The organism is Amycolatopsis sp. NPDC058278, from assembly GCF_042881395.1.
Classification (GTDB): Bacteria; Actinomycetota; Actinomycetes; order Mycobacteriales; family Pseudonocardiaceae; genus Amycolatopsis.
The window spans coordinates 65,125-91,849 of record NZ_JBHVXZ010000030.1; the positions used below are offsets into that span (position 1 = coordinate 65,125).

A 26,725-nucleotide genomic window follows, 5' to 3' on the forward strand; every position below is an offset into this window, starting at 1 on the left:
AAGGAACGACATGCCCGGATTCAACGACGTCGCCTGGTTCGAGATCGGTGCCGCGGACCCGGCGGCCGCCGAACGGTTCTACGGTGAGGTGTTCGGCTGGAAGATCGCCCAGGACTCGTCGGCCAGCACCGACCCGGCCTACCGGGTGATCGACACCGGCGGCTCGCGCGGCGGCCTCTCCGCGGGAACGGCGGACTACGCGGTCTTCACGGTGCTGGTCGAGGACGTCGACGCCACCTGCCGCCAGGTCGAGAAAGCCGGCGGGCGGGTGCAGCGGCCACCGAGCGTCAACCCGGTCGGCGTGACGTTCGCGCACCTGCTCGACCCGGCGGGCAACCACTTCTCCGTGTTCACCCCGCCAAAGTGAGCTGATCGACGTCGCCGTACGGGATGTCGAGGTCCTCGGGCCGCAGGCGGCGAAGCGGCGGCACCTCGGCGGTCACGGAGTAGGAGACGATCCGGTCGGTGCGAAACGCCCGGATCTCCCGGCGCAGCCGGCACCAGGCGATGAGGTACCAGTGTTCGGGCTTGCCGACGTAGCCGAGCGGCTCGATCTCCCGCCGCGTGGCGGTGCCCGCGCGGTCGGTGTACCGGATGCGCAGTACCCGGCGGATACCGAGCACGTGCGGCATCGGCGGAACGGGCCCGGCGCCGAGCAGGTGGACACAGGCGGCGAGGTTCTGCGCCGCGTCCGCGTCCTCCCGCCGCATCGCGGCGACCAGCTTGCGCAGCGCCGAGCGCCCTTCCGCCCGGAAGGGAGTGGCGTCGAGGTGTTTGAGCGCGAGTGCCATGGCGACGGCCTCGCCGGGCGTCAGGTTGACCGGCGGCATCGTGTGCGCCTTGTCGAGGCAGTACCCGCCGGTGCGGCCGACCTCGGCATAGATCGGCGTGCCGGACTGCTGCAGAGCGCTGATGTCCCGTTCGACGGTGCGGACGCTGACCTCGAACCGCTCCGCGAGCCAGCGCGCACTGCGTGGCCGCGGCGCGACGGCGCGCAGTTCTTCGACAAGGGCGTAGAGACGATCGGTCCGGTTCACGCGGATCACTGTAAGGAGGGGGTATGACAGTTTCGGTCGCTTGCGGGGGTGAGTGACGACAGCGTCGTCGTTCTTTCGACCTGTCGAAACATGACCACCGTGTCGTCGTCGAGCAGCGCGGGCCGCGCCGGGGCATGCCAGGCGCTCCACTCCGGATCGGTCGTCGGCGCCGTAGCGGCTGACCACGGCGGCCGGAGCGCGTTGGCTTCGCCTGAGCGGTGACGACGTTGTCGGCTGCGGGCAGCACGACGGCGGCGTCCACGTTCGGGATTCAGGGGTCGGCAAGGTCTGGAACACGGGGGTGTGCTCTGAATCTTCCGCCCGGACGGCATGAGGTTCGGCTAAACCTTCTGCGCGGCTGGAGCGTTTCCCGCTCGACTCGACCGGGAGACCAGGGAGGAAACTCATGGCGAAGATCAAGAAGTGGACCACACCGGCTGCATTGGTGCTAGCGGCCGGAGCAGCAGTGGCCGTCGCGCCCGCGGCGTCGGCGCACGATGCCATCGGCTCGATCAACAACTGCAACGGCCGGTGCGGCTACGGTGGTGTCACCAACAATCACACCCGGGTCTACTCCTGCGACACCAAGAGTGACGGCTACGGCTTCCGGACAGACTACATACTGCGCAACGGCGCCAGGGGCTACGTCGACGACGCCAACGGCAGTGACTCGGGGTGCAGCGCTGTGATCCCCGGGACAGCGAGCAACCCGGTCGTGTACTTCCTGGTCAGCTGGAAGCGCACGGGGGACTGGGTCTCGGCGGGGTGGTTCGACGCCTGATCAGCATCCTGATCGTCACTGTCACTGACGCGGCCGTGGAACGGGTGCCTTTCGCCGTGGCCGGCCGCCTCGAGCCCTGCGGCGGGTGATCGCCGCACCAGACGAGTAAGTCCTGAGTTCAGGCGGTGTCTCGAGACGGGTGAAGGGTGTTCAAGATCCGTTGGTGACGGCAGACCTGAACACCCTTCTCACCGCACTCTGCGTCAAGATCGATGACCACCTCGTCGAGCTCGCCCGGACCGGACGACCGCCGCATCGCCCAACGCCTGCTCGCCTTCACCCCGGCCATCCGGCACAACCACCCCACCGGCCAACCCATCACCCGATCACTGACCGCCCACGACCACTGACCGAGTTACACATCAATCGTCCAGGGGGACAATGCGAGCAGAGCGGCCGCGACGGCGGCTTCGACACCGGCGCCGAGGACGTCGCCGGTGATGCCGCCGAGCCGTTTGGTGCACCGCCACAGGAGCGCGCCGGTGACGGCGTAGGCGAGGCCGACCGCGAGCGGCCCACGCCACCACGGCAGCCCGGGCAGCAGCACCGCCAGCCCGGCGGCGGCCACGCCCACAGCGATCGCGGCGGCGCGGGGCACCGAGCCGGCGACGGTGGCACCGAGCCCTTCCGGCCGGGCTGTCGGAACGCCCCGCGCGCACGCCATGGAGAGCGTGCACCGGCCGACGAGCACGCCCGCGGCCGCCGTGAACGGGCTGGCGGCGGTCAGGGCACCGACCTGGACGAGGAGGACCAGGACGAGGGTGGCGACTCCGGTGGGCCCGGAGTCCCCGCGGCGCATGACGTCGAGGGCCTTGGCGCGGTCGTAGGAGGCGCCGAGGCCGTCGGCGGTGTCGGCGAGCCCGTCGAGGTGCAACCCCCGGCTGCCGAGCGCGACGGCCCCGAGGGCGAGCGCCGCGGTGGCGAGCGCGGGCAGCCCGACGGCGGAACCGGCCCAGACGATCCCTCCGGCGGCAGCGGCCAGCGGCAGCGCGGCAAGGGGAGCGAGCAGCATGGCCCGCCCGGCAACCCGCCGATCGATGACCCGCGGAGCGGGAACCGGCACGGTGGTCAGCGTCCCGACGGCCATCCGCACGGCGTCAATCCACCGGCTCACGACGGGTTGTCCACAGCTATGCCGGCGACGGCGGAGTTGGGGACAGATCGCCGAGCGGTGATCTTGCCGGCCGGGGAGCCGACGGAACGGACCTGGGACGGACGAGTGGCGCGTTCGACCAGGCGGCCGATCGCGCAACGATGGTGAACGCCCATGATCAGGCCGCCTTCGCCGTGCCCCGGCACCGCCCGATCCGCCGTCACGGGTGGCCGGTCGCCGATCATGACCATCGGGGCTGCTTTTTCACGCCAGGTCGGCCAGCAGGCCCATGTCGGCCAAGATCGCCCGGGCCGCTCGCAGGGTCGGCACCGCCTGGACCGCGCCGCTGCCTTCGCCGAGCCGCAGGCCGAAGTCCAGGATCGGCTCCAGGCCCAGTGCCTTCAACGCGAACGCCTGCGATGGTTCCGTCGAACGGTGCCCGGCCAGCCACCACTGCTCCGCCCCCGGCGCGATGTCCCGCGCCACCAGCGCCGCCGCCCCGGAGAACACCCCGTCCAGCAGCACCGGAATTCCCAGCACCGCCGCCTGGACCAGGAAGCCCGCCGTCGCGGCCACGCAGGCGCTGCCCAGCGCCGTCAGCCTCTCGAACGGGTCCTCCGTCCGGCCCGCCGTCCGCGTCAACGCCGCCGCGACCGCCGCCGTCTTGCGCTCCAAGCCCGCCGCGTCGACTCCCGTTCCGGTGCCGACCACCTCCGCCGCCGGCAGTCCCAGCGAGGCCGCCACCAGCGCCGCGCACATCGCCGTGTTGCCGATTCCCATGTCGCCCGGGATCAGGACGTCCGCCTCGCGTTCCTCCAGGGCGATCGCCCGGCCCGCTTCGAACGCGGCCTGGGCTTCGCCCGGCAGCAACGCGTCCTCGACGTCGATCGAGCCCGAACCGCGGCGGATCTTGTGCGCCATCACCGACGCCGGCACGTCCGCGCCGTCCCAGTCGACGCCGATGTCCGCGACCCGCACGCGCGCCCCGACCTGGGCGGCCAGCACGTTCACGCCGCTCTTGCCGGCCAGGAACACCCGCACCATCGCCGCGGTCACCTCGCGTGGGTACGCCGAAAGCGCCGACACGCCGTGGTCGCCCGCGAAGACGACCACGCGGACGTCGTCCAGCGGGCGCGGCGGGACGGTGCCGTGCGCCCCCGACAGCCAGGCCGCGATCTCCTCCAGCCTGCCCAGCGCGCCGAGCGGCTTGACCAGGCCGTCGAGCCGCGCCAGTGCGGCGGTGCGGGCGGCGGGGTCGGGCACGGGTACGTCGAACACGGGCGCCTCCTGGCTACAGGTCGAGCGCCCGGCCCGCGACGACCAGCACGACCCGGTCGGCGTCGGCGGACACCCGGTTGTTGAGTGCGCCCAGCACATCACGGAACAGCCGTCCGGACGACGTTGCGGGCACCACACCGCTGCCGACCTCGTTGCTCACCGCGACCACCGGCACGCGCGCCGCGGCCCACGCGGCCAGGAAGTCCTCGAGCCGGTCGTCCAGGCGGTGCTCCCAGCCCGGCTTCTGCCGCCACGCGCCGACGTCGTCCAGCACGCGGGACAGCCAGGTGCCGAGGCAGTCGATCAGCAGCGGCTCGGTCGCCGTGCGCAGGATGCCGGCCAGGTCGGTGGTCTCGACGGTCTTCCAGTTCGCCGGCCGCCGCGCCTGGTGCGCGGCCACCCGCGCGGCCCATTCGGGGTCGTCTTCGCCCGCGGGCAGGCCGGGCGCGACGTAGATGAGGTGTGGGTGGTGGGCGACGAGCCGCTCGGCGTGCCGTGACTTCCCCGAGCGGACGCCGCCGAGGACCAGCACCTTGCCTTCGTCGCGCCCGTACCGGCGGAGGGCGCGAGCCATGGTTTCGAGATACCCGGCGAGCCGGTGCGTCAGCCCCGCCGACGGACGTTTCTTCGCGGAGGCGGCATTGGGCCCCGCCGACGTACGCTTTCCCGCGGAGGCGGCATCGGACACAGTCATACCCGGCATTCTGGTGCACGCGCTACCGTGCGCCACGTGCCACTCCGTCTAGGGACAACCGCGGCCGGACTCGTGACCGGATACGTAACCGACGCTCTGTTCGGTGACCCCCGAACGGGCCATCCCGTCGCTCTGTTCGGGACTGCCGCGGCCCGTCTCGAACACCGTCTGTGGGCTGATTCGAAACCGCGTGGAGCCGCGTACGCAGCGCTGTGCACCTTCGGCGCCGTCGGCCTCGGCGTCGCGCTTCAGGCAGCGACACGGCGTCGTCCCTTCGCGCGCTTCTTCCTCACCGCCGCGTCCACGTGGGTGGTACTCGGCGGACGCGGCCTCGCCGCCGAAGGCACCGAAATGGCGCGCCTGCTCGAAGCGGGCGAAGTGCCCGAAGCACGTCAGCGGCTCTCGCACCTCTGCGCGCGCGACGCAACAACCCTCGACTCCGCCGAGCTGACCCGCGCGGCCACCGAATCGATCGCCGAGAACACCTCGGACGCCGTGGTCGCGCCCCTGTTCTGGGGAGCCGTCGCCGGGATGCCGGGCCTGCTCGGCTACCGCGCGCTCAACACGCTCGACGCGATGGTCGGGTACCGCTCGCCGCGCTACCGCCGCTTCGGCTGGGCCGCGGCGCGCGCCGACGACGTCGTCAACCTGGTGCCGTCGCGGATCGGGGCGGCGCTCACGGCGTTGTGCGCGGGCGGCCGGGCCCGGGAGTCCTGGCGGGTGTGGCGCCGCGACGGCGGCCGACACCCGAGCCCCAACGCGGGCCAGGTGGAAGCGGCGTTCGCGGGCGCGCTGGACATCCGCCTCGGCGGGACGAACAGCTACGGCGGCGAGGTGGAGAGCCGGGCCCGCCTCGGCGAAGGCCGCGACCCGGAGCCGAAGGATCTGCGCCGGGCGGTGCGCTTGTCCCGGCTGGTGGGCGTGGCCGCGGTGACCATCGCCGCCGTCGCAGCCCCCGCCACCCGGCGGTTCCCAGGAGTGGTTGCCGCACCTCGGTGTTCTGGAGTTGTTCATGCGTAGCCCGGATCGAGACCGTGCCTTCGGGAGTCCCGACCGGCGAGCCGAGCGGCGTGGCAAATTTCCCGCGCGAGCGGCCGCCGCGGTACCGGAGATCGCCGCCGTCGCAGCCCCCACCACTCCCTGGGGGGCGGCCCCTGTCCAGTCTATCGGTCCCCGGCGGGGGAAAGACTCCGCTCGGCGATCTGTGGACAACTCCGCCCGCCCCGGCCTGGCTGTGGACAACCGGCGATGAGCGGGCTGCTCGTCGCCGGGACGACGTCCGATGCCGGGAAGAGCCTGGTCACCGCCGGGATCTGCCGGTGGCTTGCGCGCCGGGGGGTGCGGGTGGCGCCGTTCAAGGCGCAGAACATGTCGAACAACTCCATGGTCTGCGCCGACGGTTCCGAGATCGGCCGCGCCCAGTGGGTGCAGGCGCGGGCCGCCGGGGTGGAACCCGAAGCGGCGATGAACCCCGTGCTGCTCAAGCCGGGCAGTGACCGGCGCAGCCACGTCGTCGCGCTCGGGAAGCCGTTCGGCACCCTCGAAGCGGGGGAGTACGCCACCGGCCGGGCCGGGCTGGCCGAGATCGCCTTCGGTGCGTTCGACGACCTCAGCGCGCGCTTCGACGTCGTCGTCTGCGAAGGCGCCGGCAGTCCGGCGGAGATCAACCTGCGCGGCGGCGACTACGTCAACATGGGGCTCGCCCGGCGGTTCGGGCTGCCCGTGCTGGTCGTCGGCGACATCGACCGCGGCGGCGTGCTCGCGGCGATGTTCGGCACCCTCGCGCTGCTGTCCGCCGAGGACCAGGCCCTGGTCGCGGGCTGGGTGGTCAACAAGTTCCGCGGCGACGTCGGCCTGCTGCGGCCGGGCCTGGACAGCCTCGAAAAGATCACCGGACGGCCGGTGCTGGGTGTGCTGCCGTGGCTGGACCGGGTGTGGATCGACTCGGAGGACGCCCTCGCCGTGGCGGGCTGGCGCCGCGAAACCCCCGGTGGTGGCCTCGGCGTGGCGGTCGTCTGGTTCCCGCGCGCGTCCAACGCCACCGACGTCGACGCGCTGGCCGCCGAGCCCGGGGTCACGGTGACGCTCACCGCCGACCCCGATGTCGTCGCGGCGGCGGACGTCGTGGTGCTGCCCGGATCGCGCGCCACCGTGGCCGACCTGGCCTGGCTGCGGGAGCGCGGCCTCGACACGGCGGTGGCGGCCCGGGCCGCCGCGGGGCGGCCGGTCCTCGGCATCTGCGGTGGCTACCAGATGCTCACCGAGTCCATTGTGGACGAGGTCGAGTCGGGCGCCGGTGAGGTTGCGGGCCTCGGCCTGCTGCCCGGGCGGGTGACGTTCGCCGCGGAAAAGGTGCTCGCCCGGCCGGCGGGGACGTGGCGCGGCCACCCGGTGGACGCCTACGAAATCCACCACGGCTCGGTGACCGCCACGACCCCGGCGGAGTCCTTTCTGGACGGTCGGCGCGCGGGAGCGGTCTGGGGCACGATGTGGCACGGCGCCTTCGAGAACGACGCCTTCCGCCGCGCGTGGCTCGCCGAAGCAGCGGTGCAGGCCGGAACCACGTGGGCCCCGGCGCCGGACGCGCCCGGGTTCGCCGACCTGCGCGAGGAAATGCTGGACAAGCTCGCGGACGCGGTCGACGAGCACCTGGACACGGCGATGCTGCGGACGCTGCTGGAGCGCGGGGCACCGCCGGACCTGCCGTTCGTGCCGCCGGGGGCGCCTTAGCCGAGCCGGGGAACGGGAGTGCCTGCGGGCCGGGCCATTCGGCCGGAGCTCTTGCTCGCCGGGATCGCCACCTCGGCTGAGGGCTTGCCTGCCGGGGTTTCGCTTCAGGTGGGCGCCTTGCCGCCGGCAGCTCCGCTTCGGGTGGCGCCTTGCCGCAGGCAGCTCCGCTTCGGCCGGAGCCGGAGCCGGAGCGGGAGCCGGAGCACGACCGCGGGCGGCAGAAGCGGTCCGCGGCCGGGCCGGCGATCGTTCAGGCGGCGACCGCGGTCCGGCGGGTCAGTGTCTTCTCCGCGAACGCGCCGAACGTCAGGCCCAACGCCAGCCACAGCGTCACCTGGGTGCCGACCGATGCCGTCCGGAAGCTCCACAGCGTCGAGGCCGGGAACGTGGCCGGGACCTCGTCGACCACCGGCATCAGCCAGGCCACGACGCCGATCACGGCGAGGTAGCCCGCCGCCGCGAGGAGGAAGCCGGTCCAGGCTCCGAGGCGGTCCGCCAGCTTGCGGCCGAACACCGTTGCGAAGATGCCGGCGAGCAAGGAGACCGCGACGAAGCCGAAGTACAGCTCGGTCCGGGAACCGATCGTGCCCGGCCGGCCCACCGCGGGCGGGTTGGCCGGGTACTTCAGGAACGGCACCAGGAACACCACGGTGAACGCGCCCGCGGTGAGCAGCAGCGCCGTCACCCGGGGCCGCAGCGAACCGAGCCGTCCCTGGGCGAACGCGAAGGCCAGCGACAGCAGGCCGCCGATCGCGACGCCGTAGACGAGCACGCCGGTCAGCAGCCCGAGCGTGCTCTGGATGTCCCGGGGGACGAGCTCTTCCTCCTCCGAAGAAGGAGCAGCAGGAGCGGATGCGTCGTGGGAGTGCGAGTGGCCGCCGGACTCCTCGAGCCCGATGGCGGCGTTCACCGATGGCTCACCGAAGGCGTAGGCGAACCCGAACGCGAGCACGCCGGCGATCAGGCCCGCGAGCATGCCGCGGACCAGCAGGGTTTTCATCATGGGAGCGCAGGCCTGCCGATCAGTGGCAGGGGAAGGCCAGCAGGTGCCGGCCGTCGTGCACGAACTCGTGGACGTAGGAGTTCGCGAATACCGCGGTGGCGCCCTGCTCGGCGCTCACGAAGTAGAGCGCGATCAGGGCGAGGAGCACCACGAACACCGCCCACGGCACGATCTCACGGATCGGAATGCGGATCGGGAGCGGAACGGCGGGAGCTGCCGTCTGGGTCATGGGTGGCCTCCTCGGGCTTTCGCGGCCTCATCGGGGTCGATCACGAGGATCCGGGTCTGGCTTCCCCCTGGCGGGGGTCACAGTGGCGCGACCGCGCGGACTTGCACCGCGTTCCGGAATCTCCTCGTCTGGCCGGTTGAGCGTAGGTCCGCCGTTTGGGCCGCGTCAATGTGACAATGCCGCGGTGACTCGAATGGTGGCCGCCCTCGATGTGGGCGGGACGACGATCAAGGCCGCGTTGCTCGACGAGCAGTTGCAGCCCAAGGCGGCACTGCGCGCGGAGACGGCCCGCAGCGCGGACGGGACGGCGCTGGCCGCGCAGACCGCGGACATCGTGGCCGCGCTGGCCGAGCAGGCGGGGACCGGGCGACCCGCGGCGGTGGGGGTGGTGGTGCCGGGGATCGTCGACGAGGAGACCCGCGTCTGCCACTTCTCGGCCAACCTCGACTGGCGCGAAGTCCCCTTCGGTGAGCTCCTGGAAGACCGGCTCGGGCTGCCCGTCGCCTTCGGGCACGACGTCACCGCGGGCGGTATCGCCGAGTTCCGGGTGGGCGCCGGCCGTGGGGCGACGAACGCGGCGTTCATCCCGGTCGGCACCGGAATCGCCGCCGCGCTGCTGCTGGACGGCCGGATCCACCGCGCGCACGGGCAGGCCGGCGAGGTCGGGCACATCGACGTCGGCCACGCCGGCAAGTGCGGCTGCGGCGCGACCGGCTGCCTGGAGGCGATCTCGTCGGCGGCCGCGATCGCCCGCCGCTACACCGAGCGCACCGGCCGCCCGGCCGACGGCGCCCGCGAGGTCGTCGAGCTGGCCCGCCACGGGGACGAGGTCGCGGTCGCCGTCGTCCAGGACGCGCTCGACGGGCTCGGCCACGGGATCCGGACGCTGCTGACGCTGCTCGGCCCGGAGGTGATCGTCCTGGGCGGCGGCCTGTTCACGGCGGCCGACTACGTGCTGGAGCCGGTGCGCGAGTGGCTGGCCGCGCACCTGACGTTCCAGAAGATGCCGGAGCTGCGGATCGCCGAACTGGGCGACGAAGCCGGGCGGCTGGGCGCCGGGCTGCTGGCCTTCGACCTGCTCGAAGCCCCGGGCTCAGGCCGCTGACCGGAGCCCGACGGGACGACGCCGGAGAGCGGTCTCCAGCAACGCCGGGGGCCGGTACTCCTGGTCGAGCGCGGTGACGTCGGTGCCCGGCGGGACGATCTCGTCGATCCGGTCCATGACCTCGTCGGACAGTTCGACGTCGGCCCCGGCCAGAAGGTCGTCGAGGTGGGCCATCGTGCGCGGGCCGAGGAGCGCGGCGGTGACGCCCGGGTGGGCGACGGCGAACGCCATCGCCAGGTGGGTCAGGGGCAGGTCGGCCTCCTGCGCCAGCGGGACGAGTTGTTCGACGACGTCGATGCGGCGTTCGTCGGAGAGGTGGCGGGAGAACCGGACGCGTTTGAGGTCGTTGCCACCGCCCTTGCGCACCCGGCCGGTCAGCATGCCCTGGGCGAACGGACCCCACACCAGGACGCCCATGCCGTACTCCTGCGCGATCGGCAGGACCTCCCGTTCGATGCCGCGGTTCAGGATCGAGTACGGCGGCTGCTCGGTGCGCAACCGCTGCACCCCGGCGCGTTCGGCGACCCACCGGGCCTGGACGATCATGGAGGCGGGCGTCGTCGAGGAACCGATCACGCGCACCTTGCCCGCCCTGACGAGGTCGGTCAGGACGGACAGGGTCTCCTCCAGGTCGGTGTCCGGGTCGGGCCGCTGGAGCTGGTAGATGTCGATGTAGTCGGTGCCGAGCCTGCGCAGGGAGTTCTCGACGGCGGTGGTGATCCAGCGGCGGGAGCCGCCCTGCTGGTTGGGCCCCGCGCCCATGGGCATGCCGACCTTGGTGGCCAGCACCACCTCGTCGCGGCGGCCCTTCAGGGCCTTTCCGACGATGTCTTCGGCGTCGGCGTAGCGGTCGGCGGTGTCGATGAGGTTGATCCCGGCGTCGATCGCCTTGTGGATGATCCGGACCGACTCATCCGGCTCGTTGCCCATCTGGCCGGCGAACATCAACGTGCCGAGTGCGTAGGGGCTGACCTCGATCCCGGTCCGCCCGAGCTTGCGGTACTTCATCAACGTGCTCCTTCGGTGCCGGCCGGCGGGTGGCTCCCGCCGGCCACCGGCCGTCGGCCGGTACGTCCACCTTCAACGAGCCCCCGGGGAATCGACCAGTACCCGCCGCAGCCGGTGGATCCGCAGTACCACGACGGGACGCGGCCGGCCGCCGATACTGGGGAGATGACCGGAACCACGGATCTCGGCCGGGCCTTGCACGCTTGGCGGGATCGCACGAAACCCGCGGAGGTCGGCCTGCCGGGCGACGAACACCGGCGCGCGCCAGGCCTGCGGCGTGAGGAGCTCGCCCTGCTCGCCGGCCTGTCCGTCGACTACATCGTGCGGCTCGAACAGGGCAGGTCGACCAATCCGTCCCCGCAAGTACTGTCCACGCTGGCTCGGGCGTTGCGGCTGACGACGGCGGAGCGGGAGCACCTGTTCGTGCTCGCCGGTCAGCCACTGCCCGGCCCGGGGCAGGTGTCCGACCACGTGCCCGCAGGCGTCCAGCGTCTGCTGGACCGGCTGACGAGCACACCACTGAGCGTGTACGACGCCGCGTGGAACCTCATCACGTGGAATCCGCTGTGGGCCGCGCTGTTCGGCGAACCGCCCACACCACACGACTTCAGGAGGAACGCGGTGTGGTGGTCCTTCGTCGAACCCCCCGCCGGATACCCCCAGGCAGTGAGCCGGGAGACGGGATACCGCACGGCCTTCGTGTCCGACCTGCGAGCGGGGTCGGCTCGCTATCCGAAAGACGCCGGCCTGGCCGCCCTGATCGACGAGCTCCGAACCCGCAGCGGTGACTTCGCGGCGCTGTGGGACTCCGGCGTGGTGGGCGTGCACGAGCCCCTGACCAAGACGGTCCGGCACGCGAGCGTCGGTGAGATCACCCTCGACTGCGACATCCTCGCAGCACTCGGGACCGACCTGCGGATCATGGCCTTCACCGCGCCGGAGGGCAGTGAGACCGCCGAGCGGCTGCGGCTGCTGGAGGTCATCGGCGTCCAGGCGCTGACGGGAGCCGGCACGGACACATGATCGGCGAGCATCATCGCTGCGCGGGCAATCAACGCCTTCCGGCCACCACCCCGGTCCGAGGTGGTGGCCTCCGGCTCGGTCAGAGTGAACGCAGGAAGGCCAGCGACGGCATGAAGAAGTACTCGCCGCCGCGCAGTGTCACCGCCTGCGGCACCGGGCCGGCCGTCCGCTGCGCGGAGCCACCCCAGTCCACGGTGTACTCCGACGACTCGCGCACGCCCTGGCCGATCACCGGGTCCAGCCCCGGCGTGACGCCGTCGACGATCGGGAAGCCCGGGTTGTCCGCCCAAGCCGCCTGCGTGAACTCGAACTGGTTGCCCAGTCGTGAGTTGAAGGCCATGAACAGCAGCCCGATCCCGCCGCTCGGCCGCGCCGCGGGCGGCACGTCGGCGTTCGGGTCGTCCGGGCGCTCCCCGTACGTGACGCCCCGGCGGGCCATCAGGTGGCGCCGCTCGTCGGCCGGCTCCTCGGCGCCGCCGGAACCACGCGGGTTCGTCTTGCGGATGTGCGCCTGGAACGGACACTTCAGCGCGGCGCGGTCGCTGTCGTAGGTGAAGTTGTTCGACACCGGGCTTTCCGCGCCGTCTTCCCGCTGCGTGGTCAGCGGCGTGCCGTCCTCGAAGCGGCCGATGATCATCGCCCCGGCCCGTTCGCGGTCTTCGCCGGCGAGGCCGAGCGTGTCGGCCAGATCCGCTTCGGCCTGCTTGAACCGCCGGACGTTCTGTTCCAGTTTGCGGAAAACGAAATAGCTGCCGAAATGCACGCCGGGATCCGGTGCCGCGGTGTCGGGAACCAGCACCTGCTCGAGCGGCGCCGCCGGATTCCACACGTTGATGCCGTCGGTGTTGTTCTTCTCCGCGTCGATGTCTTCGGTCAGGAACAGCGGCTGGCTGCGGCCGTCGACGTACCCGAAGTGCTCGATGCCCTCGCCGCGCGCGTTGACCCGGCCGAGGCCGGTTTCCTCCGCGAGCACCGTGGCCGAATCCGGCAGCAGACCGAGGATTTCGTTGCGACGGGCGGTCATTGTTTTGTCGGTGGCGTCCCCGACGAGCACGACGGCGTGGATTTCGCCGCGGTAGCCAGGATCGAACGTCGAGCGCGGCGGGTCGTTCAGCCGCTGCCGCGTGCCCGCTGCCGTCATCCCGCGCCGGAACGCCTCGTCCTGCGGGAAGTTCTCGACGCCGAGAGCGCGGTAGCCGGCCGCGGTGAGCCCGACGCCGACGTACGGCGTTCCCGCGCCGGCGGCGGCCTTGAACGCGCTCACCTCGTCGAGGTGTGCCTTGGCGGACTTCATCTTCCCGGTGACCGAGACGAGGAAAGCACGCGCCTCCGCCGCGTCGCCGAAGGCGAGGAACAGGGCGGACAGGTGATCGCGGACGTGGGCCTTGAGGATGTTCGGCTGCAGTTCGCCGAGCATCGTCGCGGCATCACCGCTCGCCGTGGTCCAGGACAGCGTGGTGGACAGATCGACACTCATTCGGGTCCCCTCCCGTGTGAAAAGCCCGCCTCTCGGCGGGCACCCGGCCGACCGGAATCCCCCCTCGGCCGACCGGGTCCCCTGACTACAGAATGCAGTGCCGGAGGCGGCCGGTGCCACCCGGTTGCCGGTTTCACACGAAAGATTAAGTTGAGCGCGAAATAGTTTCCGGCCGGAAAGAATCGGCGTCCGGGCGGTGCCGGCAAATGATGATCGTGGAATGCGACACGCTCTCCTGGCAAAGGCGGGCCGAGGGCGGCTCGAGGTGGGTCAGCCGAGGGTGGAGGTGGCCGCCAGCAACTCGTCCAACGCCTCGTGGACCAGTTCGGCGAACGGCCGCTCGCTGCCGGGCGCGACCCAGCGGGCGAAGCCCGTCGAGAAGGCGAGGCCGCCTATTTCGGCGGCGAGGCGGGCTGTCGGGTCCGGGACTCCGCGCGCGCCCAGGGCGTCGGCCATCGCGGCCCGCAACGTCGCGAGCTTCAGCAGTTCGCGCTCGTGCAGGTCGCGGTGGCCGGCGACCACCGCCTTGACCTGGCGCGCCCGCTCCCGGCGCTGCGGCCCGAACGGGGTCGTGGCGGCCGTCAGCGCCGCCGCGATCGCCTCCATCGGGGTCGCCGAGGCCGGGGCGCCGGCGATCGCCTCGGCGAACATCCGGCTCAGCAGCTCTTGGCCGGCGAAGAGCACTTCGCGCTTATCGCTGAAGTGACGGAAGAAGGTCCGCTTCGTCAGCCCGGCCCGCTCCGCGATCTCGGCGACCGTGACGCTGTCGTACCCCCGCTCGCCGAACAGGTCGAGCGCGGCGTCGAGCAGTCGCTCGCGCGTGTTCGGCTCCCAGCGGCTCATGCCCCCAGCCTAGGCGATGACACCGGGTGTCATCGCGGTGCTATGGTGATGACACCAGGTGTCATCACTAAGGGAGAAGCTCATGCGTGTGTTCGTCACCGGCGCGTCCGGCTGGATCGGCCGGGCCCTCGTGCCCGAACTCCTCGACGCGGGCCACGAAGTCCTCGGGCTCGCGAGGTCGGACGAAGCAGCCGGCACCGTCGCCGCGATGGGCGCCGACGTCCTCCGCGGCGACCTCACCGACCTCGAAGTCCTGGAAAAGGGCGCGGAAAGCGCCGACGGCGTCGTCCACCTCGCCTTCGGCCACGACTTCAGCCGGATGGACGCGGCGATCCGGACCGACGCGGCCGCGGTCGACGCCATGAGCGCGGTGCTGGCCGGCAAGTCCTTCGTCGCCGCCTCGGGGACGCCGATGGTGCCCGGCCGCCCGTCGACCGAGGAGGACGACTCCGTCTTCGCGGGGCCGGTGGCCGGCCGGGGGGACATCGCCAGGGCCGTCCTCGCGACGGCGGACCGCGGTGTCCGCGCGTCCCTCGTCCGGCTGCCGCGTTCGGTGCACGGCGAAGGTGACGCCCACGGCCTGATCGCCCGCCTGGTCGCCCTCGGCCGCGAGAAGGGCATCGCGGCTTACGTCGGCGACGGGACGCAGCGCTGGCCCGCGGTCCACGTCCTGGACGCGGCACACCTGTTCCGGCTGGCGCTCGAGCAGGCCCCGGCGAAAGCCGTGCTGCACGCGGTCGGTGACGAAGGCGTGCGGATCCGCGACGTCGCCGAGGTGGTCGGCCGTCGCCTCGATCTGCCGGTCACTTCGGTGACCGCCGAAGAGCTCGGCTTCCTCGGCGCGATCCTGGCGTTCGACCAGCCGGCGTCGGCGAAAACGACCCGGGAGCTGCTCGGCTGGCGGCCCACGCGGCCGGGGCTGCTGGCCGACCTCGAGCAGGGGTACTACGGCTGAGCGGTGGTGCAGCGCCGGCGGAGGTGGCGACGATGACACCTCCGCCGACGCCGGGTCCTACGCGATCGGCCGGTCCGTCGGCGCGATCGGGCGGGGCAGGACGTCGCGGCCGGTCAGGTACGCGTCGACGCCGGCCGCGGCGCTGCGGCCCTCCGCGATCGCCCACACGATCAGGGACTGGCCGCGGCCCATGTCGCCGGCCACGAACACGTTGTCCAGGCTCGTCTTGAACGCCTTGTCGCGCGCCACGTTGCCGCGCGCGTCCAGTTCGACGCCGAGATCCTCGAGCAGGCCCTTCTTCTGCGGTCCGAGGAAGCCCATGGCGAGCAGGACCAGCTGCGCCGGCAGCTCGCGTTCCGAGTCGGGCACCGGGACGAACTTGCCGCCCTCGTTGCGGACCTCGACCAGCTTCAACGCCCGCACGCGACCGTCGGAGTCACCCACGAACTCCTGCGTGTTCACCGCGTAGAGCCGCTCGCCGCCTTCTTCGTGCGCCGAGGACACCCGGTAGATCATCGGGTACGTCGGCCACGGGTGAGCGTCCGAACGCGCCTCGGGCGGCTTGGGCATGATCTCCAGCTGCGTCACCGAACGCGCGCCCTGGCGGTGCGACGTCCCGACGCAGTCCGCACCCGTGTCGCCGCCACCGATGACGACCACGTCCAGGCCCGCGGCGTCGAACGGCGACTTTTCCAGCTCGCCCGAAGCAACGCGGTTGGCCGGCGGGAGGAACTCCATGGCCTGGTGGATGCCGGCCAGCTCCCGGCCGGGGATCGGCAGGTCGCGCCAGTCGGTCGCGCCACCGGCGAGCACCACGGCGTCGTACGAAGCAGTCAGCTCCGCGGCGGTGAGGTCGACGCCGACGTTCACCGACGTCCGGAACTCCGTGCCCTCGGCCTCCATCTGCGCCAGGCGCCGGTCGAGGCGGGACTTCTCCATCTTGAACTCGGGGATGCCGTAGCGCAGCAGCCCGCCGATCTTGTCGGCCCGCTCGAGGACCACGACGCTGTGGCCCGCGCGCGTCAGCTGCTGCGCCGCGGCAAGACCCGACGGGCCGGAGCCGACGACCGCGACCTTTTTCCCGGTCTTCGTGGTCGGCGGCTGCGGTGTCACCCAGCCCTCGTCGAAAGCGCGGTCGACGATGGAGATCTCGACCCGCTTGATCGTCACCGGGTCGTCGTTGATCCCGAGCACGCACGCGGTTTCGCACGGGGCGGGGCACAACGTCCCGGTGAACTCCGGGAAGTTGTTCGTCGCGTGCAGCCGCTCGATCGCCTGCTGCCAGTCTTCGCGCCAGGTCAGCGTGTTCCACTCGGGGATGAGGTTCCCGAGCGGGCAGCCCTGGTGGCAGAACGGGATGCCGCAGTCCATGCAGCGGCCGGCCTGCTTCTGCAGCTTCGTCGTGGCGAAGTCTTCGTAGACCTCGCGCCAGTCCATCAGCCGGAGGTCGACCGGACGCCGCTTCGGCTCTTCGCGGGTGGTGGTCAGAAAGCCCTTGGGGTCAGCCATGTGCGGCCTCCATGATCGCCTCGTTCACGTCGCGCCCGTCCCGCTCGGCCTGCACCTGGGCGGCGAGCACGCGCTTGTAGTCCTTCGGCATGACCTTCCCGAAGCGGTCGACGCCCGCGTCCCAGTCGGCCAGCAGTTCCCGCGCGACCGCGGATTCCGTTTCGTTGTAGTGCTTTTCCAGCGTTTCCCGGAGGAAGTCCGCGTCCTCGGAGTCGAGCGGGTCGATGTCGACCATCTCCGGGTTGACGCGGTGCGCGGGCAGGTCGAGCACGTAGGCGATGCCGCCGGACATGCCGGCCGCGAAGTTGCGCCCGATCGGGCCGAGCACGACCATCCGGCCGCCGGTCATGTACTCGCCGCCGTGGTCGCCGACGCCTTCGACGACGGCCAGCGCGCCGGAGTTGCGCACGCAGAACCGCTCGCCGACCTTGCCGCGGATGAAGATCTCGCCGCTGGTGGCGCCGTAGGCGATCACGTTGCCGGCGATGATGTGGTCCTCGGCGGCGATCCGCGCCTCCTTCGGCGGCCGCACGATCAGCCGGCCGCCGGAGAGGCCCTTGCCGACGTAGTCGTTGCCGTCGCCGTACAGCCGCAGCGTGATGCCCTTCGGCACGAACGCGCCGAACGACTGGCCCGCGGTGCCGGTGAAGGTGACGTCGATGGTGTCGTCGGGCAGGCCTTCGCCGCCCCACCGCTTCGTCAGCTCCGAGCCGAGCATGGTGCCGACGGTCCGGTTCACGTTGCGGACGGGCAGTTCCAGCCGCACCTTGTCGCCCGAGTTCAGGGCGCCCTCGGCGAGCTGGATCAGCGTGTTGTCGAGCGCCTTCTCCAGCCCGTGGTCCTGCTTGGTCTGCTGGAGCCGCAGGCCCGCCGGGGCGACGTCGGGCACGTAAAAGATCGGCGACAGGTCCAGCCCGGCCGCCTTCCAGTGGTCGATCGCCTTGCGCTTGTCGAGGAACTCGGCGTGCCCGACCGCCTCGGCGATCGACCGGAAGCCCAGCTCCGCCAGGTACTCGCGGACCTCCTGGGCGATGAACTCGAAGAAGTTGACGACGTACTCGGCCTTGCCGCTGAACTTCTCGCGCAGCTTCGGGTTCTGCGTCGCGACGCCCACCGGGCAGGTGTCGAGGTGGCAGACGCGCATCATGATGCAGCCCGACACCACCAGCGGCGCGGTCGCGAAGCCGAACTCCTCGGCGCCGAGCAGCGCCGCGATGATCACGTCGCGGCCGGTCTTGAGCTGGCCGTCGGTCTGCACCACGATCCGGTCGCGCAGCCGGTTGGCCAGCAGCGTCTGCTGCGTCTCGGCCAGGCCGAGCTCCCACGGACCGCCGGCGTGCTTGATGGACGACAGCGGCGATGCGCCCGTCCCGCCGTCGTGGCCCGAGATGAGCACGACGTCGGCGTGCGCCTTGGACACGCCCGCCGCGACCGTGCCGACGCCGACCTCGGACACGAGCTTCACGTGGATGCGCGCGTTCGGGTTGGCGTTCTTCAGGTCGTGGATCAGCTGCGCCAGGTCCTCGATCGAGTAGATGTCGTGGTGCGGCGGCGGGGAGATCAACCCCACGCCCGGCGTCGAGAACCGCGTCTTCGCGATCCACGGGTACACCTTCGCGCCGGGCAGCTGCCCGCCTTCGCCGGGCTTCGCGCCCTGCGCCATCTTGATCTGGATGTCGTCGGCGTTGACGAGGTACTCGCTCGTGACGCCGAACCGGCCGGACGCGACCTGCTTCACGGCGCTACGCCGTTCCGGGTCGTACAGCCGCTCCGCGTCTTCGCCACCTTCGCCGGTGTTGGACTTCCCGCCGAGGCGGTTCATCGCGATGGCGAGGGTCTGGTGCATCTCCATGGAGATCGAGCCGTAGGAGATCGCGCCGGTGGCGAACCGCTTGACGATCTCCGAAACCGGTTCGACCTCCTCGATCGGCACCGGCGCCCGCTTGCCGTACTTGAAGTCGAACAGCCCGCGCAGCGTCAGCAGCTTCTCGGCCTGGTCGTCGACGGCCTTCGTGTACTCCTTGAAGATCTCGTACTTGCCCGACCGCGTGGAGTGCTGGAGCTTGAACACCGTCTGCGGGTTGAACAGGTGCGGCTCGCCTTCGCGGCGCCACTGGTAATCCGCGCCGGTCTCCAGCTCGCGGTGGGCGGGCCGGACGCCGTCGGCCGGGAACGCGTACGCGTGCCGCTTCGCGACCTCGTCGGCGAGCGTCTCGAAGCCGACCCCGCCGAGGCGGGACGTCGTGCCGGTGAAGCAGTTTTCGATGACCTCTTCGCCGAGCCCGATCGCTTCGAAGATCTGCGCGCCGGTGTAGGACGCGACGGTCGAAACGCCCATCTTGGACATCGTCTTGCGGACGCCCTTGCCGAGCGCCTTGATCAGGTTCTGCGTCGCCTGCTTCGGCGTCACGCCGGGGATCAGGCCCTGGTGGGCCATTTCCTCGACGGTCGCCATCGCCAGGTACGGGTTCACCGCGGCGACGCCGTAGCCGATCAGCAGCGCGATGTGGTGCACCTCGCGCGCGTCGCCGGCCTCGACGATGAGACCGACCTGGGTGCGCGTCTTCTCGCGGACGAGGTGGTGGTGCACCGCACCGGTCAGCAGCAGCGAGGGGATCGGCGCGTGGTTCTCGTCGACGCCGCGGTCGGACAGCACGATCAGCCGGGCGCCGTCCTCGATCGCCTCCGAAACCTCGGCGCGGATCTCGTCCAGCCGCTTGATCAGCGCCTCGCCGCCGCCGTGCACGTTGTACCGGCCGAGCACGGTGACCGCCTGGAACTCCGGCAGGTCGCCGTCGTCGTTGACGTGCACCAGCTTGGCGAGCTGGTCGTTGTCGAGCACCGGGAACGGCAGCGCGATCCGGCGGCAGCTCGCGGCGTCGCCGACCAGGAGGTTCGGCTCGGCGCCGATCTGCGTGCCGAGGGCGGTGACGAGCTCCTCGCGAATGGCGTCCAGCGGCGGGTTCGTCACCTGGGCGAACAGCTGGATGAAGTAGTCGAAGATCAGCCGCGGGCGGCTGGAGAGCGTCGCGATCGGCGAGTCGTTGCCCATCGAGCCGATCGGCTCCGCGCCGGTGCGGGCCATCGGCTCGAGGATGGCTTCGAGCTCTTCCTCGGTGTAGCCGAACGCCTGCTGGCGGCGGACGAGCGCGGCGTGCAGCGGGATCTCGCGGTCGCGCTCGGGCAGGTCTTCCAGCTGCAGGAGGCCGGCCTCGACCCACTCGTCGTACGGGTGGGCGGTGGCCAGTTCGGTTTTGACCTCTTCGTCCTCGATGATCCGGCCTTCGACGGTGTCCACGAGGAACATCCGGCCGGGTTCGAGACGGCCCTTCCGGACGATCGTCGCCGGGTCGATGTCGAGCACGCCGACCTCGGAAGCGAGCACGACGAGGCCGTCGTCGGTCACCCAGTAGCGGCCGGGGCGCAGGCCGTTGCGGTCGAGGACCGCCCCGATCTGCGAGCCGTCGGTGAAGGCGACCAGCGCCGGCCCGTCCCACGGCTCCATCAGCGTCGAGTGGAACTCGTAGAACGCGCGCCGCGCGGGGTCCATCTCCTGGTGGTTCTCCCAGGCCTCCGGGATCATCATCAGGACGGCGTGGGGCAGCGAGCGGCCGCCGAGGTGCAGCAGCTCCAGGACCTCGTCGAAGCTCGCCGAGTCGCTGGCGCCGCGGGTGATCACCGGGTAGACGCGCTTGAGGTCGCCCGGGATCAGGTCGGTCTCCAGCAGCGCCTCGCGGGCGTCCATCCAGTTGCGGTTGCCGCGCAGGGTGTTGATCTCGCCGTTGTGCGCCACGTACCGGTACGGGTGGGCCAGCGGCCAGGACGGGAAGGTGTTGGTGGAGAAGCGGGAGTGCACCAGCCCGATGGCGCTGGTGACGCGCTCGTCGGTCAGGTCGGCGAAGAACCGCTCGACCTGCGGCTCGGTGAGCATTCCTTTGTAGACGATCGTGCGTGACGACAGCGACGGGAAGTAGACGTCGTCCTCGACGAGCTCGTGCTCCGCGCGCTTGCGGACGCAGAACGCGCTGCGCTCGATGTGCAGCGGGTCCGAATGCTCCGGCTTCGGGCGGCGCGCGGCGAGGAACAGCTGCGTGAAGTGCGGCATGGTCTCGGCCGCGGTCGGCCCGCAGTGCTCGGTGTGCACCGGCAGCTCGCGCCAGCCGAGGACGCGCATGTCCTCCTCGGCGGCGATGCGCTCGATGGTCGTCATGGCCCGGCCGCGGCGCTTTTCGTCCTGCGGCAGGAAAGCCGTGCCGACGGCGTAGGTACCCGGCTCGGGGAGCTCGAAGTCCACGACCGCGCGGTAGAACTCGTCCGGGATCTGGATCAGCAGGCCGGCGCCGTCGCCGGTGTCCGGTTCGGCGCCACGAGCCCCGCGGTGTTCCAGGTTGCGCAACGCGACCAGGGCCTTGGCGACGATCGCATGATCTCGGCGCCCGGTCAGGTCGGCGACGAAGGCGACACCGCAGGCATCGTGTTCGTAGTCGCTCCGGTAGAGGCCCGCGGCCTCGGCGTTGCTGAGCTGCTCCCCGGACGGGGGCAGGGAACTGGCACGGTGGGTCACGGCTGGCCGCCTCCCAAGGCGTTGGCGCGACCGGTACTCACTCCATCGGGTGGTTCGAGCTGAACCGGTTAACGAAGTGGTCCGGGACCGCGATGGTCAGTCGAGAACAGTGGCTGTTGTCGGCGTTGGTCACAGTGCAAGATGCCGCGAAGGATCGGCCGGGCTGCGAGCCCGGAAAGCGGTCATCTGGGAGGCCGCACAACACTGGGCAGCCGAACATGTCGGGTGCTGCGAGCGCGCACAGGCCGGCCACTGTGGTGGGGGCCGTCCGGAGCGCGCGGTGTTACTCCCGGGTTCGCCGGGTCTTATGACGATAGTGTGAATTCGCTGTTATCGACATACGTCGTTGCGCCCGGGTGGGAAATGCCACGCTTGCGTTGACGGCGCCCAGGGTAGTCCCATATGCCGGGCTGACTCTCCCGCAGAGCGGGCGAATATGCTCTTGACCTGCGGAAACTTCCGTCCGAAGTGGTCTGGGGCGGCCGGTGCACCCCTGGTCAGGGGTGGCAAGCTGGGTGCATGGCGGACTGGCCCGATGACTGATCGTTATCTCTCCGTGGCTCGGACGGGCGTCCACGAGATCGAGATCAAGCGCTCCCGGTTCCTCTGCGCGCTCGCTCCGGTGACGTCGGAAGAGGCCGCGCGCGAGTTCATCGCGGCCCGCCGCCGCGCGGATCCGGGTGCGCGGCACCACTGTCATGCCTTCGTTTTGGGCCCGGATGGGCGAACCCGGCGGTCCAGTGACGACGGTGAGCCGGCGGGTACCGCGGGCGCGCCGATGCTGGAAGTGCTGCGCCGCCGCGAGCTGACCGACACGGTCGCCGTGGTGACGCGGTACTTCGGGGGAGTCTTGCTGGGGGCGGGTGGGTTGATCCGCGCGTACGGTCAGTCCGTTTCGGACGCTCTGGAAGTTGTTGGTGTACTAGAACACCGGCGACTCGGCCTGGTCGAGGTGTCGGTGCGCTACGACCGGGCGGGCCGGCTGGAGAACGACCTGCGCGCGTCGCCGCACCTCCTCCACGCGACCCGCTTCGACGAACTGGCTCGCTTCGAGGTCGGCCTCGCCCCGGGCGAAGGGGAGGCGTTCGCGAGCTGGCTGGCGGACCTGACGAACGGCGAAGCGACCACGACCCCGCTCGGCGACCACTGGGTCCAGGTCCCGTGACCCGGGCCATAACTCGCGTGACTGAACCCGGAACTCGCGTGATCGAGCACGTGACTCGCGTGATTGGGGCCGGAACTCGCGAGTTACGGCCCCAATCACGCGAGTTCCGGCTCTGATCACACGAGTTACGGCCCCAATCACGCGGGATCCGGCTCGGGGCCGAGTGGTCCACCGGGCCTGAGTGGTCCGGTCGCGGGAATCGGTTGGCGCGCAACGAACTTTCGGCGCTTCCGCGGACGGGCCCTTCCGTGGCACCATGTCCTGCCACCGAGTTCCGGTACCACTTCGATCCCCCTGAACGTTGACGACGCGGCTCGAGCCACGCTGACAACGTTGTCACCACTCGTTCTGCTTGCCCGACAACGATGTCGCCCGGCGGAAGCGTGCGACAAGGAGAGGAAGGGTCATGTCCAGACCACTGGTCAGACGGGTGTGCGCGGCAGTGCTCGCCGCGGTCCTGCCGACAGCGGGGCTTGCGGCCCCGGCCGCCGGGGCCGCGACGCTCGCCCTCACGCAGTACGTGAATCCCTTCATCGGCACCGACAACAGCAACTCGCCCAACCCGGTGCCCGGCGGTGCCGGCGGCAGCACGTACCCGGGTGCGGTCGTTCCTTTCGGCATGGTGCAGTTCAGCCCGGACACCCCGACCGCATCCCCGTCCGGTTACCGGTACAGCGACAGCAGCATCGAGGAATTCAGCCTCACCCACTTCAACGGCGCCGGCTGCGCCAACAACGAAGACCTCGGCCTGCTGCCGATCACCGGCGCGATCGGGACCTCGCCGGGCACCGGCTGGACCGGGTACGCGGGCCACTACAGCAAGGCGAACGAGTCGGCCGCGCCCGGCTACTACAAGAACAAGCTCGACACCTACAACACGACCGTCGAGCTGTCCGCCACCCAGCGTTCCGGCTTCATGAAGCTGACCTACCCGAACACGACGTCCGCGCGGCTGCTCGTGAACACCGGCCGCAGCGCCACCGGCAGCCGCAGCGGGTCGATCAGCATCAGCGGCAGCCAGCTCACCGGTTCGGTCACCGGCGGCGGCTTCTGCGGCTCGTCCAAGACCTACCAGATCTTCTACGTCATCCAGTTCGACCGCGCGCCCAGCGGGTTCGGCACCTGGCTCGGCGGCACCGTGAACGCCGGTTCCGCGAGCACCAGCGGCACGAACTCCGGCGGGTACGTCACCTTCGACACTTCGAGCAACACGACGGTGCAGGCGAAGGTCGGCATTTCGTTCGTCAGCCTGGCCAACGCGCAGGCGAACCTCGCCGCCGAGAACCCCGGCTTCGACTTCGCCGGGATCCGGGCCGCGGCCGACACGAGCTGGAACACCGTCCTCAACCGCGTCCAGGTGACCGGTGGCGCCGCCGCGGACCTGCAGAAGTTCTACACGGCGCTGTACCACGTCTTCCAGAACCCGAACATCGCCAGCGACACGAACGGCCAGTACCGCGGGTTCGACCAGGCGGTGCACACCGCGTCCCACACCGTCTACCAGAACTACTCCGGCTGGGACATCTACCGGTCGTGGGCCGCGCTGATCGGGCTCGTCGCACCCGACGAGGCGAGCGACATCGCGAAGTCGATGGTCCTGGACGGCCAGCAGGGCGGGTTGCTGCCCAAGTGGTCGCACAACAGCAACGAGCACTTCGTGATGACCGGTGATCCCGGGCCGATCATCGTCGGCAGCATGTACGCCTTCGGGGTCCGCGGCTTCGACACCGCCGCGGCGCTGACGCTGATGGACAAGAGCGCGAGCGGCGGCACCACGCAGGGACAGGCGATCCGCGGCCGGGAAAGCGGCTACCTCAGCCGGCACTACGTCTACGAGGACCCGTCGGACTCGCTCGAGTACTCGGCGTCCGACTTCGCGGTGGCGCAGTTCGCGAAGGCGGTGGGTGACACCACGAAGTACACCACCTACATGCAGCGCGCCCAGTGGTGGCAGAACGTGTTCGGCACCGACTCCGGCTACATCCAGCCGCGGGGCAGTGACGGGAACTGGGCGTGGCCGGTCGTGCCGTCGAGCAACAGCGGCTACACCGAAGGCAACCCCTCGCAGTACACCTGGATGGTGCCCTACAACTACCAGGGCGTGATCAACCTGATGGGCGGCCGCCAGACCGCCGTGCAGCGGCTGGACCACCACTTCACCCAGCTCAACGGCGGCCTGACCCAGCCGTACTTCTACATCGGCAACGAGCCGGAGCACGGCGTGCCGTGGGCGTACAACTACGCCGCCCACCCGCAGGGCACCAGCTCCGCGGTGCGGCGCGTGATGAACGAGTCGTTCACCACCGGCGCGGGTGGCTTGCCCGGCAACGACGACCTCGGCGCCACCTCGGCGTGGTACGTCTTCGCCGCGCTGGGGATGTACCCGGCGACACCGGGCGCCGACGTCCTCGCCCTGCACGGCCCGCTGTTCCCGTCGGCCTCGATCATCCGGCCGAGCGGGACGATCCGGATCACCGGCACCGGGGCGGGTCAGGGCGCCCAGTACGTGCAGAACGTGAGCGTCAACGGCGTCTCGACGACGAAGTCGTGGATCCGCTACGGCGACATCGCGGGCGCGTCCACGCTGAGTTACACGATGGGCTCGTCGCCGAGCGGCTGGGGCACGAATGTTTCCGACGTCCCGCCGTCGTACAACGACGGGTTCACCCCGCCACCCGCAGCGCCGGAGCTCGGGACGAACCTGGCGCTGGGCAAGGCGGCCTCGGGCTCGGCGGCGTGCAACTCGGCCGAGACCGCGGACAAGGCCGTCGACGGCAGCCTGGCGAACAACAGCAAGTTCTGCACCGCCGCCGCGACGAAGTACCTGCAGGTCGACCTCGGGTCGGCGCAGAACGTGTCGGCGTTCGTGGTCAAGCACGCCGGCCTCGGCGGGGAGACCACGGGCTGGAACACCGGCGCGTTCACGATCCAGACGTCGGCCGACGGCTCGACGTGGACGACGGTCGCCACCGTGACCGGGTCCCGGGCCAGCCGTACGTATCACCCGATCACGACCCGCTCGGCCCGGTACGTGAAGCTGAACGTCACCACGCCGGCCAATGACGGCAACGGTGCGTCGAGGATCTACGAGTTCGAGGTCTACCGCTGACCCGGTGGCTCGTGAGCGCCGGACGCGGCGCTCGCGAGCCACTCTTCGCGGGTGATCGCGTACTCCACGTCACCTTGCTCGCTGCCCGGGGCGCGTTCGTGCTCCGGGAACTCCTCGAAGTACGTCCGGACGAGCTTCATCCCCAGCTTTTCCATCACCCGCCACGAGCGCTCGTTCACCGCCATGGTCGACGCGGTCACGCGCCGGACCCCCAGCTCGGTGAAGCCCTTGGTGAGCAGGGCCGCCGAGCCTTCGGTGCCGTAGCCCTTGCCCCACGCCTTCCGGTGCAGCCGGTAGCCGAGCTCGGGCTCGTCCGGCCGGTCGTCCGGGCGCGGGCGGAAATGGAACCACCCCAGGAAGTCGCCGGTGCTCTTTTCGATCGCCGCCCAGAACCCGTAACCGGGGAAACGCTCGTAGTAACCGAGGAAGGCGGGGAGATCCAGCGTGACGATCTCGGTGCGGTCCGCCGGCCGTCCCCCATTGAGGTACTTCATCACGGCCGGGTCGTCGTAGAGCTCGAAGAGCGCATCGGCGTCGTTCTCGGTGAACCGGCGGAGGATCAGCCGCTCGGTTTCGAGGAAAACGTGCATCAGGTGATGCTGTCAGTGACCCCAGTCGGTGGCAATGCGTTTACGCCGCGGCGGCGAAGACCTCGCCCAGTGCCCGCGAGCCGGCCTCGGTGAGCAGCGCGGGCACGCGCTCGCCGCACTTGCCGGGGCGTGCGGGCGCGATCAGGCCGAGCCGCGCGAGCCGGTGCACGGTGGACTGGTCGCAGCAGCTCAGGCCGTCGATGAAGAGGTCGGGCTCGCAGCTGCAGCTGATCTCGGCGTGGCCCCCGGCCACGGCTCTCAACGTGGCCCGCTCACGATGGTTCAATGCGGTGATCATGGCGGCGCCTCCTTCCCGTCGTGCTCATTAGACGCCCCGCCACCGACAGTTTCCGCCTTTCAGCGTGCGAACCCGGGTATTTCGGGGGTGCACGTAAGGGTGGCGTGTCGTGCCGCTCCGGGGTAGCTCCCGGATACCCCTAGACGAGTAATGCGTAAGTCTGGGTGGTGACCGGAGACGGGCGAAGGGTGTCCAAGATCAGTTTGTGACGACCGACCTGAACACCCTTCTCAC

General features: G+C 70.8%; 24 protein-coding genes. 10 read left to right on the forward strand and 14 right to left on the reverse strand.

Going from position 1 to position 26,725, the window contains the following annotated elements:
- Positions 1 to 10: 10 nt before the first annotated feature.
- Positions 11 to 367: a VOC family protein gene (locus ACFVYA_RS18105; protein WP_387046279.1), complete on the forward strand. Its 357-nt coding sequence runs from the start codon at positions 11 to 13 to the stop codon at positions 365 to 367.
- On the opposite strand, the gene ACFVYA_RS18110 is transcribed toward ACFVYA_RS18105, so the two are convergent.
- A complete protein-coding gene (locus ACFVYA_RS18110) occupies positions 351 to 1,046 on the reverse strand; it encodes a helix-turn-helix transcriptional regulator (protein ID WP_387046281.1) in 696 nt (231 codons plus the stop codon). The genes ACFVYA_RS18105 and ACFVYA_RS18110 overlap by 17 nt on opposite strands.
- Before the next feature lie 397 nt (positions 1,047 to 1,443).
- Here ACFVYA_RS18110 and ACFVYA_RS18115 point away from each other — a divergent pair, with 397 nt between their 5' ends.
- Positions 1,444 to 1,818 carry a hypothetical protein gene (locus ACFVYA_RS18115; protein ID WP_387046282.1) on the forward strand — a complete coding sequence of 125 codons (375 nt, stop codon included), beginning with the start codon at positions 1,444 to 1,446 and terminating at the stop codon, positions 1,816 to 1,818.
- Between the two features lie 212 nt (positions 1,819 to 2,030).
- Positions 2,031 to 2,168, forward strand: a complete 138-nt coding sequence (locus ACFVYA_RS18120) for a hypothetical protein (RefSeq protein WP_387046283.1) — start codon at positions 2,031 to 2,033, stop codon at positions 2,166 to 2,168.
- Between the two features lie 5 nt (positions 2,169 to 2,173).
- Here ACFVYA_RS18120 and ACFVYA_RS18125 read toward each other — a convergent pair whose 3' ends face one another.
- Genes ACFVYA_RS18125 through ACFVYA_RS18140 form a run of 4 tightly spaced genes read right to left on the reverse strand, consistent with a single transcriptional unit; the run spans position 2,174 to position 4,763 of the window.
- Entirely contained in the window at positions 2,174 to 2,905 is a 732-nt protein-coding gene (locus ACFVYA_RS18125; RefSeq protein WP_387046311.1) for an adenosylcobinamide-GDP ribazoletransferase, read from the reverse strand.
- Between the two features lie 23 nt (positions 2,906 to 2,928).
- On the reverse strand, positions 2,929 to 3,162 hold the full coding sequence (locus ACFVYA_RS18130; protein WP_387046285.1) for a hypothetical protein: 234 nt from the start codon (positions 3,160 to 3,162) through the stop codon (positions 2,929 to 2,931).
- A 13-nt stretch (positions 3,163 to 3,175) separates the two neighbouring features.
- Positions 3,176 to 4,189 carry a nicotinate-nucleotide--dimethylbenzimidazole phosphoribosyltransferase gene (cobT, locus tag ACFVYA_RS18135; protein ID WP_387046287.1) on the reverse strand — a complete coding sequence of 338 codons (1,014 nt, stop codon included), beginning with the start codon at positions 4,187 to 4,189 and terminating at the stop codon, positions 3,176 to 3,178.
- 13 nt (positions 4,190 to 4,202) lie between these two features.
- Positions 4,203 to 4,763, reverse strand: a complete 561-nt coding sequence (locus ACFVYA_RS18140) for a bifunctional adenosylcobinamide kinase/adenosylcobinamide-phosphate guanylyltransferase (RefSeq protein WP_387046313.1) — start codon at positions 4,761 to 4,763, stop codon at positions 4,203 to 4,205.
- 156 nt (positions 4,764 to 4,919) lie between these two features.
- On the opposite strand from ACFVYA_RS18140, the gene ACFVYA_RS18145 reads away from it, so the two are divergent.
- On the forward strand, positions 4,920 to 5,903 hold the full coding sequence (locus ACFVYA_RS18145) for a cobalamin biosynthesis protein (RefSeq protein ID WP_387046288.1): 984 nt from the start codon (positions 4,920 to 4,922) through the stop codon (positions 5,901 to 5,903).
- Positions 5,904 to 6,131: 228 nt separating this feature from the next.
- On the forward strand, positions 6,132 to 7,613 hold the full coding sequence (locus ACFVYA_RS18150) for a cobyric acid synthase (protein ID WP_387046290.1): 1,482 nt from the start codon (positions 6,132 to 6,134) through the stop codon (positions 7,611 to 7,613).
- A gap of 250 nt (positions 7,614 to 7,863) precedes the next feature.
- On the opposite strand, the gene ACFVYA_RS18155 is transcribed toward ACFVYA_RS18150, so the two are convergent.
- Both ACFVYA_RS18155 and ACFVYA_RS18160 read right to left on the reverse strand, forming a co-directional pair.
- A complete protein-coding gene (locus ACFVYA_RS18155) occupies positions 7,864 to 8,616 on the reverse strand; it encodes a CbtA family protein (protein WP_387046292.1) in 753 nt (250 codons plus the stop codon).
- 19 nt (positions 8,617 to 8,635) lie between these two features.
- Entirely contained in the window at positions 8,636 to 8,845 is a 210-nt protein-coding gene (locus ACFVYA_RS18160) for a CbtB-domain containing protein (RefSeq protein WP_013228805.1), read from the reverse strand.
- A gap of 193 nt (positions 8,846 to 9,038) precedes the next feature.
- Between ACFVYA_RS18160 and ACFVYA_RS18165 the strand changes: the two genes are divergently transcribed.
- The gene (locus ACFVYA_RS18165; protein WP_387046315.1) at positions 9,039 to 9,950 is read left to right on the forward strand and encodes an ROK family protein; all 912 of its coding nucleotides are present in this window, start codon (positions 9,039 to 9,041) and stop codon (positions 9,948 to 9,950) included.
- Here the strand turns inward: ACFVYA_RS18165 and ACFVYA_RS18170 are convergent.
- Complete coding sequence (locus ACFVYA_RS18170) at positions 9,939 to 10,958, reverse strand: aldo/keto reductase (RefSeq protein ID WP_387046294.1); 1,020 nt, start codon at positions 10,956 to 10,958, stop codon at positions 9,939 to 9,941. The two genes, ACFVYA_RS18165 and ACFVYA_RS18170, sit on opposite strands and share 12 nt — an antisense overlap.
- Before the next feature lie 165 nt (positions 10,959 to 11,123).
- Between ACFVYA_RS18170 and ACFVYA_RS18175 the strand changes: the two genes are divergently transcribed.
- Positions 11,124 to 11,981: a helix-turn-helix domain-containing protein gene (locus ACFVYA_RS18175; protein WP_387046296.1), complete on the forward strand. Its 858-nt coding sequence runs from the start codon at positions 11,124 to 11,126 to the stop codon at positions 11,979 to 11,981.
- A gap of 79 nt (positions 11,982 to 12,060) precedes the next feature.
- Here ACFVYA_RS18175 and ACFVYA_RS18180 read toward each other — a convergent pair whose 3' ends face one another.
- On the reverse strand, positions 12,061 to 13,458 hold the full coding sequence (locus tag ACFVYA_RS18180; protein WP_387046297.1) for a Dyp-type peroxidase: 1,398 nt from the start codon (positions 13,456 to 13,458) through the stop codon (positions 12,061 to 12,063).
- A 270-nt stretch (positions 13,459 to 13,728) separates the two neighbouring features.
- On the reverse strand, positions 13,729 to 14,301 hold the full coding sequence (locus tag ACFVYA_RS18185; protein WP_387046299.1) for a TetR/AcrR family transcriptional regulator: 573 nt from the start codon (positions 14,299 to 14,301) through the stop codon (positions 13,729 to 13,731).
- 82 nt (positions 14,302 to 14,383) lie between these two features.
- Between ACFVYA_RS18185 and ACFVYA_RS18190 the strand changes: the two genes are divergently transcribed.
- Positions 14,384 to 15,256: an SDR family oxidoreductase gene (locus tag ACFVYA_RS18190; RefSeq protein ID WP_387046301.1), complete on the forward strand. Its 873-nt coding sequence runs from the start codon at positions 14,384 to 14,386 to the stop codon at positions 15,254 to 15,256.
- A gap of 57 nt (positions 15,257 to 15,313) precedes the next feature.
- Here ACFVYA_RS18190 and ACFVYA_RS18195 read toward each other — a convergent pair whose 3' ends face one another.
- Positions 15,314 to 16,765 carry a glutamate synthase subunit beta gene (locus tag ACFVYA_RS18195; protein ID WP_387046303.1) on the reverse strand — a complete coding sequence of 484 codons (1,452 nt, stop codon included), beginning with the start codon at positions 16,763 to 16,765 and terminating at the stop codon, positions 15,314 to 15,316.
- On the reverse strand, positions 16,758 to 21,329 hold the full coding sequence (gene gltB, locus ACFVYA_RS18200; RefSeq protein ID WP_387046304.1) for a glutamate synthase large subunit: 4,572 nt from the start codon (positions 21,327 to 21,329) through the stop codon (positions 16,758 to 16,760). Before gltB ends, ACFVYA_RS18195 begins: the two co-directional genes overlap by 8 nt.
- A gap of 535 nt (positions 21,330 to 21,864) precedes the next feature.
- On the opposite strand from gltB, the gene ACFVYA_RS18205 reads away from it, so the two are divergent.
- Entirely contained in the window at positions 21,865 to 22,494 is a 630-nt protein-coding gene (locus tag ACFVYA_RS18205) for a YigZ family protein (RefSeq protein ID WP_387046306.1), read from the forward strand.
- A gap of 406 nt (positions 22,495 to 22,900) precedes the next feature.
- The gene (locus ACFVYA_RS18210; protein ID WP_387046308.1) at positions 22,901 to 25,603 is read left to right on the forward strand and encodes a GH92 family glycosyl hydrolase; all 2,703 of its coding nucleotides are present in this window, start codon (positions 22,901 to 22,903) and stop codon (positions 25,601 to 25,603) included.
- On the opposite strand, the gene ACFVYA_RS18215 is transcribed toward ACFVYA_RS18210, so the two are convergent.
- Both ACFVYA_RS18215 and ACFVYA_RS18220 read right to left on the reverse strand, forming a co-directional pair.
- Positions 25,594 to 26,193: a GNAT family N-acetyltransferase gene (locus ACFVYA_RS18215; protein ID WP_387046309.1), complete on the reverse strand. Its 600-nt coding sequence runs from the start codon at positions 26,191 to 26,193 to the stop codon at positions 25,594 to 25,596. The genes ACFVYA_RS18210 and ACFVYA_RS18215 overlap by 10 nt on opposite strands.
- Before the next feature lie 40 nt (positions 26,194 to 26,233).
- A complete protein-coding gene (locus ACFVYA_RS18220; RefSeq protein WP_200876501.1) occupies positions 26,234 to 26,491 on the reverse strand; it encodes a hypothetical protein in 258 nt (85 codons plus the stop codon).
- Positions 26,492 to 26,725: the final 234 nt, after the last annotated feature.